This window comes from Streptomyces sp. NPDC017936, assembly GCF_044328485.1.
GTDB lineage: Bacteria > Actinomycetota > Actinomycetes > Streptomycetales > Streptomycetaceae > Streptomyces.
Genome location: NZ_JBIRHK010000002.1, coordinates 150,320 through 175,003, shown reverse-complemented (window position 1 = coordinate 175,003; position 24,684 = coordinate 150,320). Strand labels below are relative to the sequence as shown.

Sequence of the window (24,684 nt, the reverse complement as noted above, 5' to 3'; positions counted from 1 at the left end):
CCCGCCCCCCCCCCGCCCCCGCCCCCCCGCGCCCCCCCGGGGGAGGGGCCCGGCGGGGGCGGGGGCGCCGGGCGGGGGGCGGGGGGGCGCGCTCGGGCGGGGGGCCGGGCCGGGGGGGGCGGGCCCCCCGCGTCCCGGGGCCGGTCGGCCCCACCCGTGAGGACGTCCAGCACCTGCCGCCGCACCGCGCCGCGACCGACGCTGGTACCGCACCGCACCGCAGGGACAGAGTTCGAGGAGCATTCCATGAAGGCAGCAGTCGTCCGGTCCTTCGGCGAGCCGCTCGTGATCGAGGAGCGGCCGGACCCGGAGCCGGGCCCCGGTCAGGTCCGCATCCGTCTCGAGGCGTCCGGGCTGTGCCACACCGACATCCACGCGGCGCACGGCGACTGGCCGGTGAAGCCGGGCCTGCCGTTCGTCCCCGGGCACGAGGGGGTGGGCATCGTCGAGGCGCTCGGCGCCGGCGTGACCCGCCCGGCGGTCGGGCAGCGGGTGGCCGTGCCCTGGCTGGGCTGGGCCTGCGGGCGGTGCGAGCACTGCCTGTCGGGCTGGGAGACGCTGTGCGAGCAGCAGCGCAACACCGGCTACGGCGTGGACGGCGGGTACGCGGAGAAGATGCTCGCCCCGGCCGACTTCGCCGCCCCCGTCCCCGAGGGCGTCGACCCGCTCGACGCGGCCCCGCTGACCTGCGCGGGCGTGACGACGTACAAGGCCCTGAAGGTGGCCGGCGTGCGTCCCACCCAACTGGTGGCGGTCTCCGGCGTCGGCGGTCTCGGTCACCTGGCCGTGCAGTACGCGAAGATCGCCGGGGCCACGGTCGCGGCGATCGACGTCACCGACGACAAGCTCGCACTCGCCCGGGAGCTCGGCGCCGACATCCTCGTCGACGCCCGCAAGGAGGACCCGGCCGAGGTGCTGAAGCGGTACGGCGGCGCCCACGCGGCCATCGCGCTGGCCGTCGACGAGCGGGCGTTCGCGGCCGCCTACCGCGGGCTGCGGCGCGGCGGCAAGCTGGTCCTGGTCGCCCTGCCCGCCGGCGGGACCGTCCAGGTCCCGGTCTTCGACACCGTCCTGAACGGCACCTCCGTGATCGGTTCGATCGTCGGCACCCGCCAGGACCTGGACGAGGTGTTCCGGCTGCACGCCGCCGGACGCACCCGGGTCATCCACGAGACCCGCCCGCTGGAGACCGTCAACGAGTCCATCGCCGAGGTCCTGAGCGGGCAGATCAAGGCCCGCATCGTCTTCGAGATGTGACCCGCCGCCCGCACCTCCCGCCGTCCGCGCCTCCCACCACGAACACGCCCCACCGCGTGGTGCGTCCCCGCGGCGGGGACGCACCGCGCGGGCGTGACCCGTCACGCAGACACGACCCGGCCGCACCGGCCCGCCGCGCCCCCCGCACCGACCGGGGTGCGGCCGCGGGCGGCCGGGACCCCTCTCCCCCTGCAGCGCCGGAAGGAAGAGGACTCCGAGTCGGTGCACTTCTTCCACGCCGTCGGGCTCGACTACGTCTCCTGCTCGCCGTTCCGCGTGCCGGTCGCGCGCCTGGAGGCCGGGCGGGCCGCGCTCCGCGCGACGGAGGCCGGTGACAGCAGGTGACGGACGTCCCGGCGCCGCGCCGCGGCCGGGCGGCTCCCTCGACGGCCCCGGTGCGGGCCGTCCGCCCGCACCGGGGCCGTCCGACACGTGGCCCGTACGCCGTCCGGGGCGGCCGTCCCGGCCCGGGGAGACCGTCGCGTCCCGGTCCCGGCCGGCCGGGGCGTGACGGGACGGCCGGTGGCCGCGTGCCGTCGGGACCCGGCGGACCGGGGCATTCCGGTCCGCCGTCCCGGGACCGTCGGCCCTGCCCCGGCGCCGTGGGGTGAGGGACGCTGGAGGGGCACCGGTGGCCGGATCCCCCGGGACGGTCCAAAGGGACGGGAGCGGCCGCCCGGCCGGCGGAGCCCGCGGCCGCGGTCCCGGTCCCGGTGCCGTCGCGGACGCCGCGCCTCACCCCGACTTCACGCCGGCGGGCGTCCCGTCACAGCAGCATCCGCCGCGCCGGCCCGCGGACGGTGGACGCGGAAGGGAGTGTGCGTGATGACCCGTACCGTCGGCGAGGTGATGACCAGCGAGGTCGTCGAGGCGCGCCGGGAGACGCCGGTCGAGGAGCTGGCACGGCTGCTGGACCGGCACCGCATCGGCGGGCTCCCGGTGGTGGACCACGACGACAAGGTCGTGGGCGTCGTCTCCGGGACCGACCTGGCGCGCCGCGGCGCCGTCCGCGGCCGCGCGGGGGCGGCGCGCCGTTCCCCCCGTGACCCGGCCGCGGCGGCCCGGGCGACGACCGCGGAGGAGCTGATGTCGACGCCCGCCGTGACGGTGCACCCCGAACAGCGCGTCGCGGACGCCGCGCGCGTCATGGAACGCCACCGCGTCGACCGGCTTCCCGTGGTCGACGAGGAGGACCGGCTGATCGGCATCGCCACCCGGCGGGACCTGCTGCGGGTCTTCCTGCGCACGGACGAGGAGATCCGCCGGGACGTGACCGGCGGCGTCCTCACCCGCGCCCTGTGCCTGCCGCCCGGCGCCGCGACCGCCTCCGTCCGGGACGGCGTGGTCACGCTCGAGGGGCGGGCCGGACGGCGCAGCGACGTCCCGCTCGCCCTCCGGCTGGCGTGGCGGGTGGACGGCGTGGTCGGCGTCGTGAACCACCTGACGTTCCGCGTCGACGACACCCGCCCCTCACCGCGCGACGGCTGACGGCCGGCCCCGGCGGCCGGACGCGGCCGTGAGGGCCGTACGGCCCTGGGGATCCGGGACGGACGGACACCGGACGGGGACCCTGCGGACCCGCGCGGCGCGGCGGCTGCGGGAGGACGCTGAGGGTGGAACGGCGCCGGTCCCCCGTGGCGCCGTTCCCCCGGGCCGCCGGCCGTGCGGCTCCACCTCGACGACGGAGGCACCTCCATGACCCGCCACGACGACCGCACCACGACCGCTGTCCCCGCCGAGGCGCCGTCCGACATCGCCGTCGCCGTCGACCGACTGGTCACGAACGGCCTCAAGGCACTGGCCGACTACGAGGAACTCGACCAGGAGCAGGTCGACCACATCGTCAAGAAGGCGTCGGTCGCCGCGCTCGACCGGCACACCGCGCTGGCGCGGCTGGCGGTGGAGGAGACCGGGCGCGGCCTGTTCGAGGACAAGGCGGCCAAGAACATGTTCGCGTGCGAGCACGTCACGCACAGCATGGGCCCGATGAAGACCGTCGGCGTGATCGCCCGCGACGACATCGAGGACATGGTCGAGATCGCGGAGCCGGTCGGCGTGGTGGCCGCGGTCACCCCGGTCACCAACCCGACCTCCACCACGGTCTTCAAGGCCCTGATGGCCCTGAAGACCCGCAACCCGGTCGTCTTCGCCTTCCACCCCTCCGCCCAGCGGTGCAGCGCCGAGGCGGCCCGGATCGTCCGCGACGCCGCCGTCGCGGCGGGCGCGCCCGAGCACTGCGTCCAGTGGATCGAGACGCCGTCCGTCGAGGCCACCCGCACCCTGATGCACCACCCGGGGGTCTCCCTCATCCTCGCCACCGGCGGCAACGCCATGGTCAAGGCCGCCTACTCGGCCGGAAAGCCCGCCCTGGGCGTCGGCGCGGGCAACGTCCCCGCCTACGTCCACAGGAGCGCGAAGCTGCGCCGGGCCGTCAACGACCTGGTGCTGTCCAAGTCGTTCGACAACGGCATGATCTGCGCCTCCGAGCAGGCCGTCATCCTGGACGACGAGATCTACGACGCCGCCCTGGCCGAGTTCCGCGCCCTGCACGCCCACGTGGCCACCGCCGCGGAGAAGGCGAAGCTGGAGACCTTCCTCTTCCCCGCCGGCGAGGCCGCGGGCGGCGGCTGCGAGCCCAAGGTCAACTCCGCGGCCGTCGGGCGCAGTCCGGCGTGGATCGCCGAACAGGCGGGCTTCACCGTTCCCGCCGACACCTCGGTCATCCTGGTCGAGGCCGGCCGGGTCGGCCCCGACGAGCCGCTGACCCGGGAGAAGCTCTGCCCCGTGCTCGCCGTGCTGCGCGCCGGCTCCGAGCAGGAGGGCTTCGGCCTGGCCGCCGACATGGTCGCCTTCCACGGCCAGGGGCACAGCGCCGTCATCCACACCGAGGACCCCGCGCTCGCCGAGGCGTACGGCCGCCGGATGAAGACGGTGCGGATCATCGTCAACTCCCCGTCCTCGCAGGGCGCGATCGGCGGCGTCTACAACAGTCTGCTGCCGTCGCTGACGCTGGGCTGCGGCTCCTGGGGCAGCACCTCGGTGTCCGACAACGTCTCCGCCGTCCAGCTGCTGAACGTCAAGCGGGTCTCCACCCGCCACAACAACCTGCAGTGGTTCAAGGTCCCGCCCAAGATCTACTTCGAGCCGCAGGCCATCCGCTACCTGCAGTCCATGCCGGACGTCCACCGCGTCACGATCGTCACCGACGCCACCATGACCCGCCTCGGTTTCGTCGACCGCGTCACCCGCGTCCTGCAGCGCCGCCGCGAGCCGGTGACCGTCCAGGTCCTGGACGACGTCGAGCCCGAGCCGAGCATCGACTCCGTGCGCCGCGGCGCCGGCCTCATGCGGGAGTTCCGCCCGGACACGATCATCGCCCTCGGCGGCGGCTCGCCCATGGACGCGGCGAAGGTGATGTGGCTGCTGTACGAGCAGCCGGACGTCGACTTCGCGGACATGCGGCAGAAGTTCTCCGACATCCGCAAGCGCGCCTTCCGCTTCCCGGTCCTCGGCAGGCTCGCGCGTCTGGTGTGCGTGCCCACCACCTCCGGCACCGGCGCCGAGGTGACGCCCTTCGCGGTCATCTCCGACCCGGCCACCGGGAAGAAGTACCCGCTGGCGGACTACGCCCTGACCCCCAGCGTCGCCATCGTCGACCCCCTGCTGACCGCCGCCCTGCCCCGGGCGCTGGCCGCCGACAGCGGCTTCGACGCCCTCACCCACGCCATCGAGGCGTACGTCTCCGTCTACGCCAACGACTTCACCGACGGCCCCGCGCTGCACGCGATCCGGCTGATCTTCGAGCACCTCGAGGCGGCGGTGAACGACCGCGCCGGCTCGCCCGGGGCCCGGGAGAAGATGCACAACGCCGGCACCATCGCGGGCATGGCCTTCGGCAACGCCTTCCTCGGCATCGTCCACGCCATGTCCCACACCCTCGGCGCCACCTTCCACATCGCCCACGGCCGCACCAACGCCGTCCTGCTGCCGCACGTCATCCGCTACAACGGCACCGTGCCCACCAAGCTGACCGGCTGGCCCAAGTACGAGAGTTACCGGGCCCCCGAACGCTTCCAGGACATCGCCCGCGCCCTCGGCCTGCCCGCGGCCACCCCGCGGGAGGGCGTGGAGTCGCTCGCCGCCGCCGTCGAGCGGCTGCGCGACGCCGTCGGCATCGAGCCGTCGTTCCAGGCCCTCGGCGTCGACGAGCGGGCCTTCCTGGCCGCCCTGCCCCAGCAGGCCCTCAACGCCTACGAGGACCAGTGCGCGCCCGCCAATCCGCGGATGCCCATGCTCGACGACATGCAGGAGCTGATGCGCGCGGCCTACTTCGGACCGGAGCGGGCGCCCGGCGTATAGGCCCGGGCGACCCTACGGCGGCGGACCCCGGCACGGCCCTCACCGGCCGGCCGGGGTTCGCCGGCCGTGGTTCGCCGGCCGTGGTTCGCCGGCCGTGGTTCGCCGGCCGGGGTTCGCCGCCCACGGTCGGGCCGCCTCGGGGCGGCTGCCGGCGGGGCGCGTGCGCGCGGCGCGGGGACGGGCCGGCTTCCTCCCGCGTGCCGGACGGCATCGAACAGGATGCCGAAATGCTGAGTTGCGAAATTTCGCAACTACTTGGATGCTGTAGTGGCTGTGCCCGCAGGTAGCCGCGGGCACAGCCTTTCGCGTCCGCCCCCGGAGGGCGGAGCTCCGAGGGAGGCGAGGAGCCGTGTCCGTTCCGCCGCGCCAGGTCGAGGCAGCCGGGCCCGCACCGGGGGAAGCCGGGGTCGCCGCGCGATGACCTCTCCGATCAGCCGGGTCCTGACCCGGATCGCGGCGCTGCTGCCCGCCCGCGCCGACCTGACAAACCTGCGCCGCGACCCGCGGCGGAACCTGTCGGCCGGGCTGACCGTGGCCGTGGTGGCGCTGCCGCTCGCCCTGGGTTTCGGCGTCTCCTCCGGCCTGGGCGCCCAGGCGGGGCTGGCCACGGCCGTGGTCGCGGGCGCGCTCGCCGCGCTCTTCGGCGGATCGAACCTGCAGGTGTCGGGCCCGACCGGCGCCATGACGGTGGTCCTCGTCCCCATCGTGGGCGAGCACGGGCCGACGGGCGTCCTCACGGTCGGCCTGATGGCCGGCGTCCTGCTCGTCGCCCTCGCCGCGCTGAGGGCCGGGCGCTGCATGCGGTACGTCCCGGCGCCCGTCGTCGAGGGCTTCACGCTGGGCATCGCCTGCGTGATCGGTCTGCAGCAGGTCCCGAACGCGCTCGGCGTGCCCGCGCCCGAGGGCGACCGGATGCCGGTGGTGACCTGGCGCGCGGTCGGGGAGTTCGCACGGCACCCGAACTGGACCGCCGTCACCGTCGCCGTCGCGGTGGCCGCGGTCATGCTGGCCGGGGCGCGGTGGCGGCCGGCCGTTCCGTTCTCCCTCCTGGCCGTGATCGCCGCGACGGTGGTCACGCAGGCCGCCGGCCTGGACGCCGCCGAGCCGATCGGCGCCCTGCCCTCCGGGCTGCCCGTGCCCTCGCTGTCCTTCCTGGACGCCGGGGCCCTCGGCTCGCTCGTCGCCCCGGCCGCGGCGGTCGCCGCCCTGGCCGCCCTGGAGTCCCTGCTGTCCGCCTCCGTCGCCGACGGCATGACGGTCGGGCAGCAGCACGACCCGGACCGGGAACTGTTCGGCCAGGGCCTGGCGAACATCGCCGCTCCGCTGTTCGGCGGGGTACCGGCGACCGGCGCGATCGCCCGCACCGCGGTCAACGTCCGCACCGGCGCGACCTCCCGGCTCGCCTCCCTCACCCACGCCGCGGTCCTCGCCGTGATCGTCTTCGCGGCGGCGCCCCTGGTCTCGAGGATCCCGCTCGCCGCGCTCGCCGGCGTCCTGCTGGCCACGGCGGTCCGCATGGTCGAGGTCGGCTCGCTGCGGGCGATGGCGAAGGCCACCCGTTCCGACGCCGCGATCCTCGTCCTCACCGCCGTCGCGACCCTGGTCCTGGACCTCGTCCAGGCCGTCGTCATCGGCCTGGCCGTCGCGGGCGCCCTCGCGCTGCGTGCCGTGGCGAAGCAGGCCCGCTTCGACCGGGTGCCGCTCGACCGCGGTGACCACACCGCCGAGGAACACGCCCTGCTGGCGGAGCACATCGTCGCCTACCGCATCGACGGGCCGCTGTTCTTCGCCGCCGCCCACCGCTTCCTGCTGGAGCTGACCGAGGTGTACGACGTCCGCGTCGTGGTCCTGCGCATGTCGCGGGTGTCGACGATGGACGCCACCGGCGCGCTCGTCCTGAAGGACGCGGTCGAGAAGCTGAACCGGCGCGGCATCCTCGTCCTGGCCTCAGGGGTCCGGCCCGGCCAGCGCCGCGTCCTCGACTCCGTCGGCGCGCTGGAACCGCTGTGCCACGGGGGCCGGGAGTACGCGACCACCCCCGAGGCGATCCGGGCGGCCCGCGACCACCTGGAGACGGCCGGACTCCTGCCCGTCCGGCCCGTCCCCGAGCCCCGGACGTCCGGCGAGCAAGCCCTGCGGTGAACGCTGCGGGCGTTCCCCGCCGTGCTCCGTGACGGCCCGGGCCCCGGCGCGGAGGGCACCGGCGCGGAGGCCTCCGGCGCGGGAAGCGCGGAGCCCGTGGGGCCGCCGCGCGGCGCGCGCCCCCGGGTGGCCCGCCCAGGCGGTCGTCCGGGGTGACGGCGGTGGGGCGGGGTGAGCCGCACGGCTGTCCGCCGCGGACCTCGGGGATTGCTAATGTCGGCAATTGCCGATGTGCTCACCGGCGGGTCCGGGGACGGGGAACGGTTCCGGCGCCGCCGGTGCCGCGGGCGAGGGAAGGGACGCAGGTTCGTGAGGAGTGGCCGCATGCGAGGCGCCGGGTCCCGGCCGGCCGGGCGGGGCCGCCGTGCCGGAGAGGGGAGAGCACGGTGAGCACGCCGCTGTACCAACTGAAGGCCGAGTTCTTCAAGACCCTCGGTCACCCGGCCCGCATCCGGGTGCTGGAGCTGCTGAGCGAGCGGGACCACGCGGTCGCCGAGATGCTGCCCGAGGTGGGCATCGAGCCCGCCCACCTCTCCCAGCAGCTGGCGGTGCTGCGCCGGGCGAACCTGGTGGTGTCCCGCAAGGAGGGCGCGACCGTGTACTACTCGCTGACCAGCCCGCACGTCGCGGAACTCCTGCGCGTCGCCCGCACCATCCTCTCCGGCGTCCTGGCCGGCCAGGCCGAACTCCTCGCCGACCTGCAGTCGGCGCAGGGCGAGGCGAAGCCGCCCGCGTAGCGGTGCCCCGCGTCCGGCGGCCGCCGGACGGGGAGCCGGTGCGAGGCGGGCGCCGCCGTGACCGCGGGCCCGCACCCGCCTCGGCGCCCCGGCCGGTTCGCCTTCCGGCCGGGGCTCCGTCCGCCCGCGGCCCGGATCTCCCGGTTCCGGGCCGCTCCTCCCCCGTCACAGCGCCCGCAGACCGTGCGCGCGGAACTGCTCGCGCACGCGCTCCGTCAGGTCCGGGCCGGGGGTGGGGGTGTCGCGCAGGGGGAAGGGGACGCCCAGCGCGTCGTACTTGTGGGCGCCGAGCTTGTGGAACGGCAGGACGTCCACCCGGTCGACGTTGCCCAGTCCGGCGAGGAACGCGCCGAGCCCGTCGACGGCGGCCGGGTCGTCGGTCCAGCCGGGCACCAGGACGTAGCGGATCCACACCGGGACGCCGAGCCGGTCCAGGCGGGTGGCGAAGCCGAGGGTCGGGGCGAGGTCCCCTCCGGTCAGCTTCCGGTAGGTGCGGATGTCGAAGGACTTGACGTCCAGCAGGACCAGGTCGGTGTCGGCGAGGAGTTCGTCGGTGGCGCGGGCGCCGAGGAAGCCGGAGGTGTCGAGGGCCGTGTGCAGGCCGAGCTCCTTGCAGCGGCGGAGGATCCCCGCGGTGAACGCGGGCTGCAGCAGGGCCTCGCCGCCGGTGAGGGTCACTCCCCCGCCCGCGGTGGTGACGAAGGGCCGGTACTTCTCGATCTCGGCCATCACCTCGTCCACGGTGACCGGCCGGCCGTCGCGCATGTGCCAGGTGTCCGGGTTGGCGCAGTACAGGCAGCGCAGCGGGCAGCCGCTGAGGAACAGCACGAACCGGGTCCCGGGACCGTCCACTCCCGTGGACAGGTCCCAGGAGTGGACGCGCCCCGTCACCGGCCGGGTCGCGGTGCTCACAGCGATCCGTGGAAGGTGCGGCTGATCACGTCGAGCTGCTGTTCGCGGGTCAGGCGGACGAAGTTGACGGCGTATCCGGAGACCCGGACCGTCAGCTCCGGGTACTTCTCCGGGTGTTCCATGGCGTCCTCCAGCGTCGCCCGGTCCAGGACGTTGACGTTCATGTGGAACCCGCCGGAGGCCATGTACGCGTCCAGGATGCCGGCCAGGTGGCCCGCCCGCTCGGCCGGGTCGTGGCCCAGTCCCTCGGGCGTGATCGTCGTGGTCAGCGAGATGCCGTCCCGGGCCTGCTCGTACGGCAGCTTGGCGACGGAGAGCGCGGAGGCGGCGACCCCGTGCCGGTCGCGGCCGTTCATCGGGTTGGCGCCGGGTGCGAAGGGAGCGCCCGCGCGGCGGCCGTCGGGCGTGTTGCCGGTGTGCTTGCCATACACCACGTTCGAGGTGATGGTCAGCACCGACTGGGTGTGCTCGGCGTCGCGGTACGTGGGGTACCGGCGCACCTTCGCCATGAACGACCGGACCAGCTCGGCGGCGAGCGCGTCCACGCGGTCGTCGTTGTTGCCGTACGCCGGGAACTCCCCTTCGGTCCGGAAGTCGACGGCGAGTCCGCTCGCGTCCCGGAAGACCTTCACCCGGGCGTGCTTGACGGCGGACAGGCTGTCCACGGCGACCGACAGGCCCGCGATGCCGCACGCCATGAAGCGGTGCACGGGGTGGTCGTGCAGTGCCATCTCGATGCGCTCGTAGGCGTACTTGTCGTGCATGTAGTGGATGACGTTGAGCGTGTTGACGTACGTCCCGGCCAGCCAGTCCAGCGTCCGGTCGTACGCCGCCGACAGCTCCTCGTAGTCCAGGTACTCGCCCGTCAGCGGCGGCGTCGCCGGTGCGATCTGCTCGCCGGTCATCTCGTCCCGGCCGCCGTTGACCGCGTACAGCAGCGCCTTGGCCAGGTTCACCCGCGCCCCGAAGAACTGCATCTGCCTGCCCACCGCCATGGCGGAGACGCAGCAGGCGATCGCGGTGTCGTCGCCGGTGCGCGGACGCAGCAGCTCGTCGGACTCGTACTGGATGGCGCTGGTGTCGATGGAGACGCGGGCGCAGAACTCCTTGAAGCCGGCGGGCAGTCGCGGCGACCACAGCACGGTCAGGTTGGGCTCGGGCGCGGGGCCGAGGTTGTACAGGGTCTGCAGGAAGCGGAAGGACGTGCGGGTGACCAGCGGCCGGCCGTCGGCGCCGATGCCGCCGATGGACTCCGTCACCCAGGTCGGGTCGCCGGAGAACAGCGCGTCGTACTCGGGGGTGCGCAGGAAGCGGACGATCCGCAGCTTGATCACGAAGTCGTCGATCAGTTCCTGCGCCCGCGTCTCGTCGAGGGTCCCCTCGTCCAGGTCGCGCTGGAGGTAGACGTCCAGGAAGGTGGAGGTGCGGCCCAGCGACATCGCGGCGCCGTTCTGCTCCTTCACCGCGGCCAGGAAGCCGAGGTAGAGCCACTGCACCGCCTCGTGCGCGGTGGCGGCGGGGCGGGTGACGTCGCAGCCGTACGAGGCAGCCATCTCGGCCAGCTCGCCCAGCGCCTTGATCTGTTCGGCCAGTTCCTCGCGGTCACGGATGACGTCGGGGCCGGAAGGCCGCGCGTCCAGCAGGGCCCGCTCGGCGCGCTTGGCCTCGACCAGCCGGTCCGTGCCGTACAGCGCGACCCGCCGGTAGTCGCCGATGATCCGGCCGCGGCCGTACGCGTCGGGCAGGCCGGTGATGATCCCGGCCTTGCGGGCGGCCCGCATCTCGGGCGTGTAGGCGTCGAAGACGCCGTCGTTGTGGGTCTTGCGGTAGGTGCTGAAGACGCGTGTGACGAACGGGTCGGCCTCGTAGCCGTACGCCTTCAGGCCGTTCTCCACCATCCGCAGGCCGCCGTTGGGCATGATGGCGCGTCGCAGCGGGGCGTCGGTCTGCAGGCCGACGATCAGTTCGCGGTCGCGGTCGATGAAGCCGGGCCGGTGCGAGGTGATGGTGGAGGGCAGGCCCGGGTCGACGTCGAGGACGCCCCGGCGCCGTTCCTCGGGGAACAGGCCGGCGACCTTCTGCCAGACGGCGAGCGTGCGCTCGGTCGGGCCGGCGAGGAACGCCGGACCGCCCTCGTACGGGGTGTAGTTGGCCTGGATGAACTCGCGCACGTCGACGTGGTCCTGCCAGTGGGTGCCGGCGAAGCCGCGCCATGCCTCGGTCGTCGCCCGGGCTCCAGCTGTCATCGTTGCCGTCATCGCCGGTCTCTCCCTCGTTCTGCACGGGAACTGTCTGCACCTCGATGCTCGTCGCTCGCGGGTCCCGCGAGGAGGGCCGGTGGGCGCACCGGCGGCACGCCGTCCGTCCCTGACCGCCGGGCCGTTGGGCCCGGTCCCGCCGGGACCCCGCCGCACCGGCCGGGCCGGGGACGCGAAAGGACCGGGGCGCCTCCGCTCGTCGGCGGAGGCGCCCCGGTCCTGTGCGCGCGCACCGTTCAGAGGAGCCGGCGGTGGCGGCCGACGAAGGGCAGCCGCGCCCGGGCCCGGCCCAGACCCCAGGTGGCGCCGGCGCCGGCGGCCGCGAGGGCGACGAGGACGAGGGCGTGGACCACGTGGTGGTCGGCGAACGGGTTGGTCGACATGCTCGCCGACCCGTCGGACAGGTGCTGGGCCGGCGGCCGCCCCGCGATCCACATCAGCGCCATCATCGCGGTGCCGGCGTCCTCTCCGCCGCCGGCGCCCGTACGGCCCCGGTCTCCACGGCCCCGGTCTCCACCGGCAGGCCGGGGTGACGCTCGTGGACCCGGGCGGCGGCCGACGCCGGAACCGGATCCGCCTCGTCGCGGTCGGCCACGGCGTACACGATCCGCAGCGGCGTGCCGCGGCGCGCCGCTTCCTCCGCGGCCCGGTCCAGCGCCCGTACGGCGGGCAGCGAACCGTCGACTCCGGCGACCGCATGACGGTCGGTCATGACCCTTTCCCCTTCCGTTCGTCGTGAGGGTGTCCGGCCCTCGCGGGCGGCGAGGGCCGCGGCGAGTGCGCCGCCGGCCCCGCCGGCACGCCGTACCGCCCGTCCCGTCGGGCCGCACGGGCCCGGTGCCGGTCCCCGGCCGGACGAGAAGGAGGGCGGGTGGGGCGAGGGGCCCGGAAGGCCGGGAGAGACGTTCAGGCGATGAGGTTCACGCCGTACAGGGTGCGTCCGCCGACGAGCTGACGCCCGGTGACCAGCTCGGGTTCGATGCGGACGAAGACCTCGTGCGTCGCGGGCACCCAGGAGACCGGGCCGGTGCGGGCCAGGCGCTCGTGCTCGGCGGGGTCGGTCACCACCGAGGCCGGGCCCGTGACGACGACGCTCCAGCCGGAGTGCCGGGCCGCGTCGACGTCGTCGGTCTCGAAGGCGACCACGGCGCCGTCGATCGCGCGGACCAGTTCCGACGCCGCGGAGGTGCGCAGCAGGACCGCGCCGTCGTCGTCCAGTGCGAAGTTGACCGGCAGCACGGCGGGCAGGGCCCGGCGCGTGTGGACGACGCGGCCGACGGGCACCTCGGCCATCAGCCGCAGGCACTCCTGCCGCCCGAGTTCACGGAAACCGTCGTGGGAGTACATCAGCCAATCCGTCCTTCACCTGGAGCAGCGGTACTGCGTCCTTCCACGGTGCGCCGGCCGACGCCCGGGGCCGAGGGGCCATGCGTCCCTGCCGCGCCGGAGAACGGCCCGGCACCGGCCCCGGTCGGCGGGCCGCGCCCGCTCACCGGCAGCGTGCGCTTGCGGCGGGTGCTCCGCGCCGTCGGCCCAGCCGGCGTCTTCGGGATCCGGCCCGGGCAGGGCCCCGGCCTGTGCGCCGCCGGTCCTCCCCGTGCCCGGGGCACGGGCCGAACGGCCCGGCGCCCGCCGGGAGCCGGCCCCGGACGGCCTTCGCCCGCGATGCCGGGGCCCCGCACGGTGCGGTCCCGGCCGGCGGCGCGGCGGGCGTGCGGGCAGGGGCGCGGGCCGGACGGTCCGCGCCGGGGGCGCGAGCTCGGACGATCCACGCCGAGGGCACAGGCCGGACGGTCCGCGCCGGGAGTGCGGGGCAGCCGGTCCGCGCCGGGAGTGCGGGGCAGCCGGTTCCGGTGGGTCAGCCGACGGTCAGGTCGCGGCGCACCAGGGTCCCCGACCTCCCGTGGACGATCTCGTACGCCGCGTCGAGGGCGCCGATGGCGGCCAGCGCTCCGGTGCGTTCGACGAACCGGGCGGCGGCCTCCGCCTTGGGGCCCATGGAGCCGGCCGGGAAGCCACCGCGGCGCAGGTCCTCGGGCGTCGCGTCGAGGACGGGCCGCGGGTCGTGGGTGCCGTAGCCGGCGTAGACGCACGGGACGTCGGTGAGGACGAGCAGGAAGTCGGCCTTGAGGTCCTCGGCGAGCAGGGCCGCCGTGAGGTCCTTGTCGACGACCGCCTCGACGCCGGTCAGCGCGCCGGTGGCGCGGTCGGCGGTGACGGGGACGCCTCCGCCGCCGGCGCAGACGACCAGGGCGCCGCTGTCCAGGAGCTGGTGAACGGTCTCCGTCTCCAGGATCCGTTCGGGCGACGGCGACGGCACGACGCGGCGCCAGCCCCCGCCGTCCTCGGCGATGTGCCAGCCGTGCTCGCGGGCGAGGGACTCGGCGACCTCGCGGGGGTACACCCGGCCGACGGGCTTCGTGGGCCGGCCGAAGGCGGGGTCGTCGGCCCGGACGAGGGTGTGGGTCACCAGCGAGGCGATCCGGCGCGGCCCCGGCAGCGCGTCGTACAGGGCGCGCACCAGCAGCGAGCCGATCATCCCCTGGGTCTGGGCGCCGAGCAGGTCCAGGGGGTAGGGGGCGCTCAGCGCGGGATCGGTGGCGCTCTCCTCGGCGAGCAGACCGATCTGCGGCCCGTTGCCGTGGGTGACGACGATCTCGTGGTCCAGGGCGAGGCCGGCGACCGCGGTGGTCACCCGGTCGATGTTCTCCGCCTGGACGTGCGCGTCGGGGCGGTCGCCCCGGTGCAGCAGGGCGTTGCCGCCGAGGGAGATGACGATACGCATGGCTGGGGACCTCCGGGTGGCCGGGAACGCGGCGCTGATGGTGTGCGGCCGGCACGACGCCGCCCGCGCACCGCGCGGGCGTCGCGCACCGCGCCGAGCACGAACGTGACCGCCGTGGAAGCCGCCAGGAGAACCGCGAACGGCTTCCTGGACCGCGAGGTCGGTGACGTGGCCATCATGCCCCCCTTCCATCGGTTCGCCCTTCACCGTCATCGAACACCCGGGGCGGTCACGGGCGCAGGGTGCCGAAGGACCCGGGCGGGGTGCCGGACGGCCCGGCCGGGGGGCCGGGTGGCCCATGGTCCGGCCCGGGACGCCGGAGCACGCTGGACGCGGCAGGTTCGTACGCCCTGACTGGAGGCACGCCATGAACGCTCCCGCCACCACCGGCATGTCGCGGACGTTGCCGGCCGAGCACCGCGACCGGCTGATGCGCTTCGCCCGCGAGGTGTCGTTCCCGCAGGGCAGCCGTCTCTTCCGGGAAGGCGGCCACGCCGACCGGTTCTGGATCGTCCGTACCGGCAGCGTCGACCTCGACGTGCGCGTGCCCGGCCGGCGCGCCGCCGTCATCGAGACCCTCCGGCCCGGTGAACTCGTCGGCTGTTCCTGGCTGTTCGCCCCGCACACCTGGCACATGGGCGCCCAGGCGACCAGCCCGGTGCGCGCCTACGAGTTCGACGCCACCGCGATCCGCTCGCTGTGCCGGGACGACCCCGCGTTCGGCGCGAGCATCGCCCAGTGGGTGGGCGCCGTCCTCGCCCACCGCCTGCGCTCGGCGCGCACCCGGCTGCTGGACCTGTACGCCCCCTACGGCAGGGGCAGCCTCCTGTGACCGCTCCGCCGCCCGGAGCGCGGGGGACCGGACCCGAGGTCCGCGGCGCCCTCGGCGGCCGGGGCGGCGGCCGCGGCCGGCCGGCCGCGGTGCCGCCGGATCAGCGCGGGGCCCCCGTCCCGTCGTGGTCCGCGGGCGAGGGCGCGACCAGGGTGTCGTCGCCGGTGCGGCCGGCGAAGTAGTCGTCGACGTTGCGGACCGTGGTGTCGGCGATCTGCTCGACGGCGTCCCGGGTGAAGTAGGCCTGGTGCGAGGTGATCAGGACGTTGTTGAAGGTCATCAGCCGGGCGAGGCGTTCGTCGGTCATCACCTCCAGGGACTTGTCGAGGAAGAACAGTCCGGCCTCCTCCTCGTACACGTCCAGGCCGACACCGCCCAGCTTCCCCGCCCGCAGGGTGTCCAGCAGGGCGTCGGTGTCGATCAGGCCGCCGCGGCTGGAGTTGACCAGGATCGCGTCGTCCTTCATCAGCGCCAGCGCCTCGGCGTCCACCAGGTGGTGGGTGCTCGGCAGGAGCGGCACGTGCAGGCTGACCAGGTCCGCCTCGGCGAACAGCCGCTCGCGCGCCACGTACTCCATGCCCAGGGCCCGGCAGTCGGGGTTCTCGCTGATGTCCCAGCCCAGCAGCCGCATGCCGAAGCCGTGGGCGACGCGGGCGAACGCGGTCCCGATCTTCCCGGTGCCCACCACCCCCGCCGTCCGGCCGTGCAGGTCGCGGCCCATGAGTCCGTCGAGCCGGAAGTCGAACTCCCGGGTGCGGTGGGCGGCCCGGACGATCCGGCGGTCGACGGCCAGGGCGAGCGCCCAGGCGAACTCGGCGACCGAGTACGGGGAGTAGAAGGACACCCGGGCCACCGTCAGCCCCAGTTCCTCGGCCACCGTCAGGTCGATGTTGTTGAAGCCGGTGGCCCGCTGGGCGATCATCCTCGTGCCGCCGTCGGCCAGCGAGCGCAGCACCTCCGCGTCCAGGGTGTCGTTGACGCTGCAGAGCACGACCTCGTGGCCGGCGGCCGTCGGGGCGGTGTCCCGGTTCAGGAACAGCCCCAGGCAGCGCAGCTCGTGCCGGCCTCCGAAGGCCCGGTCGAACGCCTTCTGCAGCAGCGGCTCCTCGTCCGCGAGGACGCCGTACGCAACGATCTCCACGTGTTCTCCTCCCATCGGGGCGGGTGGCCGTCGCTCCACCGTAGGACGGGGGAGCCCGAGCGGCCGCCGCCCTCCGTGTGGTACCACGGCGTGCCGCCGCGATGCGCGATCCGGCGGCCGGGCCGCCGTGGACCGGGGACGCGCGTCCGTGCCGGTCCGCGGGCGGCGGGGCCGCCCGCGCGGTGCCGGTCAGGCGTCGTGGTCCCGGTGCGGTACGACGGCGACCGGGCAGTCGGCGTGGGCGGCGACGGCCAGGCCGACGGAGCCGAGCAGCGTCCCGGTGATGCCGCCGCGGCCGCGGGTGCCCACCACCAGCGCCGAGGCGTCCCGCCCCTCGCGCACCAGGGCGTACTCCGGCTCCTCGAACACCACGTCGGCGGTCACCCGCAGTTCGGGGTGCCGGGCGCGGGCCCGCCGAGCGGCGGCGCCGACGACGTCCTGGGGCAGCGGCAGCACGGTCGGCCTGCCGATGTCGCGGGCGAGCGCGGCGCCCTCGTCCCGCTCCCACAGGCAGGCGTACACCACCCGCGGCGGCACGCCGCGCAGCGCGGCCTCGTCGGCCGCCCAGTCGGCGGCCCGCAGGCTCGGCTCGGAGCCGTCCACGCCCACGACCAGGGGCCACGCCGGCCTCGGGCGGCCGCTGCGTCCATGGTCTCCACTCCTTCGGGTGCGGTCAGTCGTGCGCGACGACGGCGACGGGGGCGGTGGCGTGGTGCAGCACCGCGTGCGTGACGGGTCCGATGTGCGCGCCGAGCGGGCCGCGGCGGACCCGGCGGCCGACGACGACCAGCGACGCCTCGCGGGAGGCGTCGACGACGTGGTCGGCGGGGCTGCCCATGCGGGTCTCCTCGACCACCTCGACGTCCGGGAACTTCTGCCGCCAGGGGCGCAGCACCTCGGTGAGTGCGGCGGCCTCCTGCCGGCCCAGTTCGGCGTTGAGTCCGAGGTCCGCGGGGAGGGCGTAGGCGTAGTACGGCGGCAGGTTCCAGCCGTGCACGGCCTTCAGCGCGGTGCCGCGGCGGGCGGCCTCCTCGAAGGCGAAGGCGATCACCGCGTCGTGCGGGTGGCCGGTGTCGAGGCCGAGCACCACGGGCCGGTACGCGGTGGCCGCGGACGGGATGCCCGCCGGATCCGCCTCGTGCTCGTCGGCGGCCTGTTCCCCGGCCCGCACGAGGACCACGGGGGTCTGCGTGTGCGCGATGACCGACATGCCCACGGACCCGACGAGGAACCCCCCGATCCCGCTCAGCCCGCGTGAGCCGAGGACCAGCAGCTCGGCGTCCTGCGCCGCCTCGGCCAGCTTGTCCATCGGGTTGCCCGGGATCTGCTCGACGGACACCTCCACACCCGGGTGGCGCAGACGGACGCCTTCCGCCGCCTCGCGCGGAATCCGCTCGCTCCAGTGCTGCTGTGTCTCCGTGCCCAGGACCGGGGCCTGTGTCATGGGTTCCGGAACGGGCTGCCAGACGTGCACCAGCCGCAGCGGCAGACCGCGCGACTTCGCCTCCCGGGCCGCCCACTCGGCGGCGGCCCGGCTCTCGGACGAGCCGTCGAGACCCACGGTGACGTTGCGGGACATGGTGTCCTCCTCCTGGATCGGGGTTGCGATCACAGCGTCCCCTCCGGGGAACGGCCCCGGGCAGAGACCGCAGGTCCCGCACCCGGGGCCGACCGGCCCCCTTCCGGAACGGGTCGCGTCCCGTCCTCGTCCGGCGGTCCCCGGCCCGGCGCGGAGACGGTCCCGGGTGCGACGGCCGGGGCGGAGCCGGCAGGACCGGTCGGCGGCCCGGCCGGCGGGCCGTCCAGGTGCCGTGCGGCCCCGCGACGGGGCGGGCCGGGGGCCGAAGTGCCCGGACCGACGGGGCCGTTCGGCCCCTCTTCGCCCGGCGCCGGGAAACACCGCCGGAGCGCGGCCGGGAGCCTGCTCCCCAGAAGGTGCCGCCACGGCACATCCGCCACGAGGTCCTCGGCATCCGACCTCCGACTGCCCGGCAGCGCCGCGGGGACCGAACCGAACGTCCCCCCGTCCCGAGGAGGAACCCACGATGACCGGCGACAGCACCCAGGCCGCGCCCACGGTGCGGCTGCGCACCGACGGCCCGGTGGACGAGGAGACCCTGGCGTACGCGCGGACGAAGATCGACGCCGTCGTGGGGCGGCCGGAACTGCCCGCCGTCACCGGTGAGGTGCGGACCGTCCGGGCGGCCGCTCACCACGCGCCCCGCCCCTGGTCGGCCACGGCCGATCTGCACGTCGGCGGGCGGCAGGTCGCCGTCCTCGCCGAGGAGGCCACGGGCACGGGGCTCGTGGACCAGCTCCAGGACCGGTCGCGCCGCCGGACCGACAAGGCCGCGCACGCGGGGGACGACGGTCACCGGCCGGTGGCCCCGCCGTGGCGCGGCGGCCCGCGGTCCGCGTGAGTCCGCGGCGGGTCGGGCGACGGCCCGGCCGGTGACGCCCGCCGGCCGGGCCGTCGTACGAGGTGAGGGCGGGGCCGCGGCGGCGGGCCGGGGCGGTCAGGAGAAGCGGCGGACGAGGACGTCCGACGTGCCGTCGGTGTCGCCGGGCACGGGGTCGTCGGCCGCGGACCGGAGGACCACGTCGCGCCCGCCGGCGCTGACCGCGCCGGTCCCGGCCGAGGCGGGCCGGTCCGACACGATCTCGTCGGTGCCCGGCTCCAGGTCGCGCGGCACGAGCGACGGTCCGTTGCGCGACGATCCGCTGCACGCCGCTGACTACCAGGTTTCCGGCCCCACGTCGTCGTCGGCGCCGTCCAGACCCGTGAGCGCGCCCACCGGGTCGGGGTCGGGGGTGCCGCGCGGCCACCAGTCGTCGCGGCCCGGCTCCGACTCGTACGGGTACCACAGCCCGTCGCGGCCGAAGCGGAGCTGGACGTGGCCGCGGGGGTGGGTGAGGTGGTTGCGCCAGGGGCGGAAGGCGGGGAGGTCGGCGGCGAGCAGGAGGGGGCGGGCCCGGTCGAAACGGCCGGCCGGCGGGTCCCACGGCTCCTCCAGGACGTCGAGTCCGCCGGGGCCGCCCTGGCGCCAGGCGGCGACCGCGCGGGCCAGGTCGGCCGGGGTGCGGTCGGCCGCGGAGGCGAGGGAGGCGTAGAGGGCGCGGGTGGCGGCGGTGAGCCCGGAGCCGGGGCGGGACGCGGCGATGCGGACGGCGTCCTGCCACAGGGTCAGCGCACCGGCCTCGTCCTGACCGGTGGTCAGCAGGGCGTGGGCGCGGGCGGCCGCGTCGGTGGCGAGCTGGTCCAGCGCGAAGGAGTCGGGGCCGTCGGGGACGGCCGGGTACGCGGGCGGCTGCCCGGGGTGCGGGGGCGCCGGCGCCGGGGGCGGGAGGGGCGGGAGCCCGCGGTCGGGGGCGAGTGCCTCCGAGGCCCGCACGCCGGGCAGGGACCCCGGCTCCTGTTCCTGGGCGGCGCGGGCCGCCCGGGTGGCGTTGCGCCGGGACAGCGCGTCGAGGAGCTCGCGCTCGCCCCGGCCGCGCAGCAGGAGCAGCACGAACGGGTCGGCGTCGAGCAGACGCGCCGTCTGGTAGCAGAGGGCGGCGGCGTGCTTGCAGGGGTGCCCCCGGTCGGGGCAGCTGCAGTGGGGCTCCAGGTCCCCGGGTCCGGGGAGCAGCGGCACCCCGCACTCGGCGAGGGACTCGGGCATCTCCTTGTCGAGCAGCGCGGCGATGTGCCCGGGACGCTCCACGGCGGCGTCCAGGAAGCGCTCCCAGTCCTCGTCGCGCAGGGTGCGCAGCCGTACCTGCACGCGGTACGGGCGGGGACGGCTGCCCTGCACGTAGGCGAGGACGAGACCGGGGGTGACGGTGATGGCGTCGACGTGTCCCTGCTCGGCGTAATCTCGGCCGCGCGCCAGGCGCTTGGCGTCCAGGGCGCCCTGCTCCAGGGCGGTGATCCAGGCGTTGCCCCACCACGTCCCCGCGAACCCGCCGTCCTCCCCGTCCGCCCGGGCCGGGAGGCGGGGGAACGTCCGGCGGTGGTCGCCGTCGCGGGAGGGGGCGGCCATGGTGGGGACGGGGGTGCGCGTCGGCCGGGACTCGGGGCGGGGGGTGGTCTCGGGGCCGGGAGTGAACTCGGGCCGGGAAGCGGACTCGGAACGGTGGATGCGCTCGGGACGGGGGGTGGACTCGGGACGGGGGGTGGACTCGGGACGGGGGGTGGACTCGACGCCGGAGGCGGTCCCGACGCCGACAGTGACCTCGGGGCCGGAAGAGGGCTTGAAGCCGCGAGTGGGCTCGGGACCGGGGGTGACCTCGGGACCGGGGGTGACCTCGGGACCGGAAGTGGACTCGGGGGTGGGCTCGGCGTCGGGGGTGCGGGACGGCGTCGGCTGCGGCTTCGGGGCGGGGCCGGGATCAGCGCCCGCCGGGGCCGGTGAACCCGCCCCGTGGGTCTCCGGGTCGGCCCACCGGGGGGTGCCGGTGCCGAGCGGCCCGGGCTCGTCCGCCGTGGGTTCGTCCGCCGTGGGCTCGTTCCCCGCGGTCGTGCCCTCCGACGGCATCCGGAAGGCTCCCGCGAGGAAGGTCCGCACGTGGCGCGTACGCTCGTCGGCGACGGCGTCACGCGTCCGGGCGGGGCGCCGCGCGGGCGCGGGGCGGGCGTCCGCGCGGAGGGTGCGGCGGGTGGTCTCCTCCCCGGGCCGCCCGGCCCGGTCCGCCTCCTGCCGGGCCTGCGCACGGGCCGTCCGCAGGGCCTCGCGGGCGATGTCACCGGGGCGCGCGCCGGTCGGGGTCCGTGACGCGCGGGGCCCGTCGGCTGCCGCGGGAGCGTCCGGCTCGGCGGCACCGCCCGTCCGGGAGGCGTCCGTCGCACGCCGCAGAGCCGCGCGAGCGGCGTCACCCGGCCTCGGGGGACGACTCGCCGACTGCTCCCCCGCCCCCTCCGACGAGGAGTCCTCCGACGCCTCCCCCTGCGGACGCTCCGGCCGCGGGTCCTGCGGACGCTCCGGCCGCGGGTCCTGCGGGCTCCCCGTCTCCGGGTTCCGCGCCTGCCCCCGCGACTGCTCCACAGGCTGTTCCTGCGCCGGACCCTCCGGCCGGACCCGCGGCCCCTCCTGCTCCCGCCCTCGCGCCCCGTCCTGCTCCGGCTCCGGCTCCGGCGACCGGCCGTGCTCCCGTTCCTGCTCGCGCGGCCCGTCCTGACGCCGCGTCGCCTCCTCGTCCCGCGCCGGACCCCCCAGCCGCCGGGGCCGTTCCTGTGCCGGGCCCGCCGGCCGTGCCGGCGGCTGGCCCTGCGTCCTCTCCCGTGCGGCGCGCAGCGCGCGGCGGGCCACGTCGGCCGGGTGGGCGTCCTGCTCCTCCATCACGCCTCCCTCCGCAGCCTGACGAGGTCGGTCAGCTCACGGTCGGTCAGCTCGGTGAGGGCGGTCTCGCCGGAACCGAGGATCGCGTCGGCGAGGGCGCGCTTGGAGGCGAGCATCTCGGCGACGCGGTCCTCGACCGTGCCCTCGGTGATGAGGCGGTGGACCTGGACGGGCTGGGTCTGGCCGATGCGGTAGGCGCGGTCGGTGGCCTGCTCCTCCACGGCCGGGTTCCACCAGCGGTCGAAGTGGACGACGTGGCCCGCGCGGGTGAGGTTCAGTCCGGTGCCGGCCGCCTTCAGCGAGAGCACCAGGACGGGGGTCGCCCCGCTCTGGAAGCGGTCCACCATGCGCTCGCGCTCGGGTACCGGGGTGCCGCCGTGCAGGAGGTCCACGGGGACCGCGCGGCCGGCCAGGTGAGCGGTGATCAGGCGGGCCATGCCGACGTACTGGGTGAAGACGAGCGCCGAGCCGTCCTCGGCGAGCAGGGTGTCCAGCAGCTCGTCCAGGAGGGCGAGTTTGCCGGAACGGGCGGCGAGGGAGTCGCCGGTGGCGGGGGTCTCCTCCTTGAGGTAGAGCGCCGGGTGGTCGCAGATCTGCTTCAGGGCGCCCAGGAGCTTGAGCACCAGGCCGCGGCGGGCGATGCCGTCCGCCGTCTCGATGGCGAGCATCGACTCGCGCACCACCGCCTCGTACAGCGCGGCCTGTTCGCGGGTGAGCGGGACGGGGTGGTCGGTCTCCGTCTTGGGCGGCAGCTCGGGGACGATGCCGGGGTCGGACTTCCTGCGGCGCAGCAGGAAGGGGCGGACCAGGCGGGCGAGCCGCTCCGCCGCCGCCTCGTCCTCGCCGGTCTCCACGGCGCGCGCGTGCCGGGCGCGGAAGGACTTCAGGGGGCCGAGGAGGCCGGGCGTGGTCCAGTCGAGGAGGGCCCACAGCTCGGAGAGGTTGTTCTCGACGGGGGTGCCGGTGAGGGCGACGCGCGCGGGGGACGGGAGGGTGCGCAGGGCCTTCGCCGTCGCCGAGTACGGGTTCTTCACGTGCTGGGCCTCGTCCGCGACGACCATGCCCCAGGACTGCCCGGCGAGTGCCGGGGCCGCCGAGCGCATGGTGCCGTAGGTGGTGAGGACGAAGCCGCCGGCGAGGTCGTCCAGGGTCCGGTCGGGACCGTGGAAGCGGCGCACGGGGACGCCGGGGGCGAAGCGGGTGATCTCGCGCTGCCAGTTGCCGAGGAGGGACGCCGGGCAGACCACCAGGGTGGGTTCGCTGCGGGCCCGCTTCAGGTGCAGGGCGATGACGGTGATCGTCTTGCCGAGGCCCATGTCGTCGGCGAGGCAGCCGCCGAGGCCCAGGGAGGTCATGAGGTCGAGCCAGGCCAGGCCCCGCAGCTGGTAGTCGCGCAGGGTGGCGTGCAGCCCGGCCGGCGGTTCGGCGGGGCGTACGCCGCCGGTGAGGCGGTCGCGCAGGGCGGCCAGGGCGCCGACGGGCACCGCCTCGACGGTCTCCCCGTCGACCTCGGCGGTGCCGGTGAGGGCGGCGGACAGGGCGTCCACCGGGTCCAGCAGGCCCAGCTCGCGTTTGCGGGCCCTGCGGACGAGGGCGGGGTCGACGAGGACCCACTGGTCGCGCAGCCGGACGACCGGGCGGTGGGCCTCGGCGAGGGTGTCCATCTCGGCCTCGGTGAGCGGGTCGCCGCCGAGCGCCAGCTGCCAGCGGAACTGGAGCAGCTCCCCGCTCTCGAAGAAGCCGGTGCCGTCGGTCGCGGAGCCGGGGGCGGGCCGTACGACCGCGGCCGCGCTCAGGTCCTGGGCGAGGTCGCGCGGCCAGTGCACGGCCACCCCGGCCGCGGCGAGGCGGGTCGCGGCCACGCCGAGCAGGTCGCCCAGCTCGTCCTCGGACAGGGCGAGGACGTCGGGTGCGTCCTGGTCGGCGAGCCGGGCCAGCGGGGGCCAGACGCGGGCGGCGCGCCGGACGGCCAGGGCGGCGTCCACGCGCGCGCGGGCGCCGAAGGCGCCGTCCGCCTCGCCCGCCCACAGTGCCGCCGCGTCGGTCACCAGGGTCGGGTCGGCGAGGCTGTGCACCTGGACGACCGCGGCGCCGGCCCGGCGCGCTCCCGCGCCGTCGTCGAACAGGTCGTACGCGGCCAGGTCCAGCCGCAGCGAGATCCGCACGCCGGCGTCCATGCCGGCGGCGACCTCGGCCGCCCAGTCGTGGGCGCCGGGCAGGCGCTGCGGCCTGCGGTCGGCGAAGGGCCTCCCGCAGGCGTACGGCGCGGCGGGGGTGCGGGGCAGGGTGTCCGCGACGGCGTCGAGGAAGGACCTCACCAGGGCTTCCGGCCGGGGCAGGCGCAGCGGTCCCGGGCCGGGCAGCGGGACGGCGTGCCCCTCGTACGGGAGGGCCGCGGCGACCGCGCGCAGGTGGGCGACGTCCTCCGGGTCCAGCGGGCCGGCCCGCCAGGCGTCGTGTCCGGCGGGGGTCAGGCCGGGCAGCAGGCGGCCTCGGGCGGTGAGCCCCAGCGCGTGCAGCGCGGCCGCGCCCCAGCAGGCCGTCGCGGGGTGGGCGGCGGGGTCGCGGCGGGCGCGCACCAGCAGCGGGAGCGCCCGGTCGAGGGGCAGTGTCAGCGCGGGGGTCCGGTGGCGGCGGACGGCGGCGCCGTGGCGGCGGACGACGGTCAGTTCGGTGCGGTCGGCGGCCGGCGGGGCGGGCAGGGGGCCGCCGTCCGGGTCCCAGAAGGCGATCCGGCCGTCACGCGGGAGGGCCGCGGGCAGGAAGACGGCGGGCAGGCGCGTGCCGGGCGGCTCCGCCGTGCGCCCGGCGGGCGCGGTCGTGTCGCTCATGCGCGGTGTCCACCTCCCGCCCGTGTGTCGGATCAGTCGTCTCCGACTCTACGGGCGGGGTCTGACAACCGGCCCCGGCGGCCGGTCCGGACCGGGCCCGGCGGCCGTCGCG

At 76.1% G+C, this 24,684-nt stretch carries 17 protein-coding genes and 3 pseudogenes; 8 read left to right on the top strand and 12 right to left on the bottom strand.

Annotated features, from left to right (window positions below):
• The first annotated feature begins 246 nt into the window (after positions 1 to 246).
• From ACH4F6_RS04370 to ACH4F6_RS04345, 6 genes are all read left to right on the top strand, one after another.
• Positions 247 to 1,257 (top strand): zinc-dependent alcohol dehydrogenase, encoded by a 1,011-nt coding sequence (locus ACH4F6_RS04370; protein WP_397958362.1) that lies wholly within the window; start codon positions 247 to 249, stop codon positions 1,255 to 1,257.
• A 93-nt stretch (positions 1,258 to 1,350) separates the two neighbouring features.
• The gene (locus ACH4F6_RS04365; protein ID WP_397958805.1) at positions 1,351 to 1,602 is read left to right on the top strand and encodes a hypothetical protein; all 252 of its coding nucleotides are present in this window, start codon (positions 1,351 to 1,353) and stop codon (positions 1,600 to 1,602) included.
• Between the two features lie 480 nt (positions 1,603 to 2,082).
• Complete coding sequence (locus tag ACH4F6_RS04360; RefSeq protein ID WP_397958361.1) at positions 2,083 to 2,745, top strand: CBS domain-containing protein; 663 nt, start codon at positions 2,083 to 2,085, stop codon at positions 2,743 to 2,745.
• A gap of 207 nt (positions 2,746 to 2,952) precedes the next feature.
• Entirely contained in the window at positions 2,953 to 5,616 is a 2,664-nt protein-coding gene (adhE, locus tag ACH4F6_RS04355) for a bifunctional acetaldehyde-CoA/alcohol dehydrogenase (protein ID WP_397958360.1), read from the top strand.
• Positions 5,617 to 6,033: 417 nt separating this feature from the next.
• Positions 6,034 to 7,758, top strand: a complete 1,725-nt coding sequence (locus ACH4F6_RS04350; protein ID WP_397958359.1) for a SulP family inorganic anion transporter — start codon at positions 6,034 to 6,036, stop codon at positions 7,756 to 7,758.
• 386 nt (positions 7,759 to 8,144) lie between these two features.
• On the top strand, positions 8,145 to 8,495 hold the full coding sequence (locus tag ACH4F6_RS04345; RefSeq protein ID WP_397958358.1) for an ArsR/SmtB family transcription factor: 351 nt from the start codon (positions 8,145 to 8,147) through the stop codon (positions 8,493 to 8,495).
• A gap of 165 nt (positions 8,496 to 8,660) precedes the next feature.
• On the opposite strand, the gene pflA is transcribed toward ACH4F6_RS04345, so the two are convergent.
• The 6 genes and pseudogenes from pflA to ACH4F6_RS04315 all read right to left on the bottom strand — a co-directional run bounded on the left by pflA (position 8,661) and on the right by ACH4F6_RS04315 (position 14,450).
• Complete coding sequence (gene pflA, locus ACH4F6_RS04340) at positions 8,661 to 9,407, bottom strand: pyruvate formate-lyase-activating protein (protein WP_397958357.1); 747 nt, start codon at positions 9,405 to 9,407, stop codon at positions 8,661 to 8,663.
• Positions 9,404 to 11,665, bottom strand: coding sequence for a formate C-acetyltransferase (gene pflB, locus ACH4F6_RS04335; protein WP_397958356.1), 2,262 nt, complete (start codon positions 11,663 to 11,665; stop codon positions 9,404 to 9,406). The genes pflA and pflB overlap by 4 nt, the downstream gene beginning before the upstream one ends.
• 236 nt (positions 11,666 to 11,901) lie before the next feature.
• Positions 11,902 to 12,126: pseudogene (locus tag ACH4F6_RS04330) on the bottom strand (hypothetical protein); the annotation flags it as partial.
• Positions 12,127 to 12,131: 5 nt separating this feature from the next.
• Positions 12,132 to 12,377, bottom strand: a pseudogene (locus ACH4F6_RS04325) (universal stress protein); the annotation flags it as partial.
• 194 nt (positions 12,378 to 12,571) lie between these two features.
• Positions 12,572 to 13,012 (bottom strand): pyridoxamine 5'-phosphate oxidase family protein, encoded by a 441-nt coding sequence (locus ACH4F6_RS04320; protein WP_397958355.1) that lies wholly within the window; start codon positions 13,010 to 13,012, stop codon positions 12,572 to 12,574.
• A 511-nt stretch (positions 13,013 to 13,523) separates the two neighbouring features.
• Positions 13,524 to 14,450 carry a carbamate kinase gene (locus ACH4F6_RS04315; protein WP_397958354.1) on the bottom strand — a complete coding sequence of 309 codons (927 nt, stop codon included), beginning with the start codon at positions 14,448 to 14,450 and terminating at the stop codon, positions 13,524 to 13,526.
• Between the two features lie 367 nt (positions 14,451 to 14,817).
• Between ACH4F6_RS04315 and ACH4F6_RS04310 the strand changes: the two genes are divergently transcribed.
• Complete coding sequence (locus tag ACH4F6_RS04310) at positions 14,818 to 15,282, top strand: Crp/Fnr family transcriptional regulator (protein ID WP_397958353.1); 465 nt, start codon at positions 14,818 to 14,820, stop codon at positions 15,280 to 15,282.
• A 100-nt stretch (positions 15,283 to 15,382) separates the two neighbouring features.
• On the opposite strand, the gene ACH4F6_RS04305 is transcribed toward ACH4F6_RS04310, so the two are convergent.
• The 3 genes and pseudogenes from ACH4F6_RS04305 to ACH4F6_RS04295 form a co-directional block, all read right to left on the bottom strand.
• Positions 15,383 to 16,423, bottom strand: a complete 1,041-nt coding sequence (locus ACH4F6_RS04305; RefSeq protein WP_397958352.1) for a 2-hydroxyacid dehydrogenase — start codon at positions 16,421 to 16,423, stop codon at positions 15,383 to 15,385.
• Positions 16,424 to 16,636: 213 nt separating this feature from the next.
• Positions 16,637 to 17,038, bottom strand: a pseudogene (locus ACH4F6_RS04300) (universal stress protein); the annotation flags it as partial.
• Between the two features lie 58 nt (positions 17,039 to 17,096).
• Positions 17,097 to 18,002, bottom strand: coding sequence for a universal stress protein (locus ACH4F6_RS04295; RefSeq protein WP_397958777.1), 906 nt, complete (start codon positions 18,000 to 18,002; stop codon positions 17,097 to 17,099).
• Between the two features lie 466 nt (positions 18,003 to 18,468).
• Here ACH4F6_RS04295 and ACH4F6_RS04290 point away from each other — a divergent pair, with 466 nt between their 5' ends.
• Positions 18,469 to 18,843, top strand: coding sequence for a hypothetical protein (locus ACH4F6_RS04290; RefSeq protein WP_397958351.1), 375 nt, complete (start codon positions 18,469 to 18,471; stop codon positions 18,841 to 18,843).
• A gap of 96 nt (positions 18,844 to 18,939) precedes the next feature.
• On the opposite strand, the gene ACH4F6_RS04285 is transcribed toward ACH4F6_RS04290, so the two are convergent.
• From ACH4F6_RS04285 to ACH4F6_RS04275, 3 genes are read right to left on the bottom strand one after another with little or no spacing between them, the layout of a single operon-like run.
• Positions 18,940 to 19,116, bottom strand: coding sequence for a hypothetical protein (locus tag ACH4F6_RS04285; RefSeq protein ID WP_397958350.1), 177 nt, complete (start codon positions 19,114 to 19,116; stop codon positions 18,940 to 18,942).
• A gap of 42 nt (positions 19,117 to 19,158) precedes the next feature.
• Positions 19,159 to 21,741, bottom strand: a complete 2,583-nt coding sequence (locus tag ACH4F6_RS04280; RefSeq protein WP_397958349.1) for an SWIM zinc finger family protein — start codon at positions 21,739 to 21,741, stop codon at positions 19,159 to 19,161.
• Positions 21,741 to 24,572, bottom strand: a complete 2,832-nt coding sequence (locus ACH4F6_RS04275) for an SNF2-related protein (RefSeq protein WP_397958348.1) — start codon at positions 24,570 to 24,572, stop codon at positions 21,741 to 21,743. The genes ACH4F6_RS04280 and ACH4F6_RS04275 overlap by 1 nt, the downstream gene beginning before the upstream one ends.
• Positions 24,573 to 24,684 lie beyond the last annotated feature (112 nt).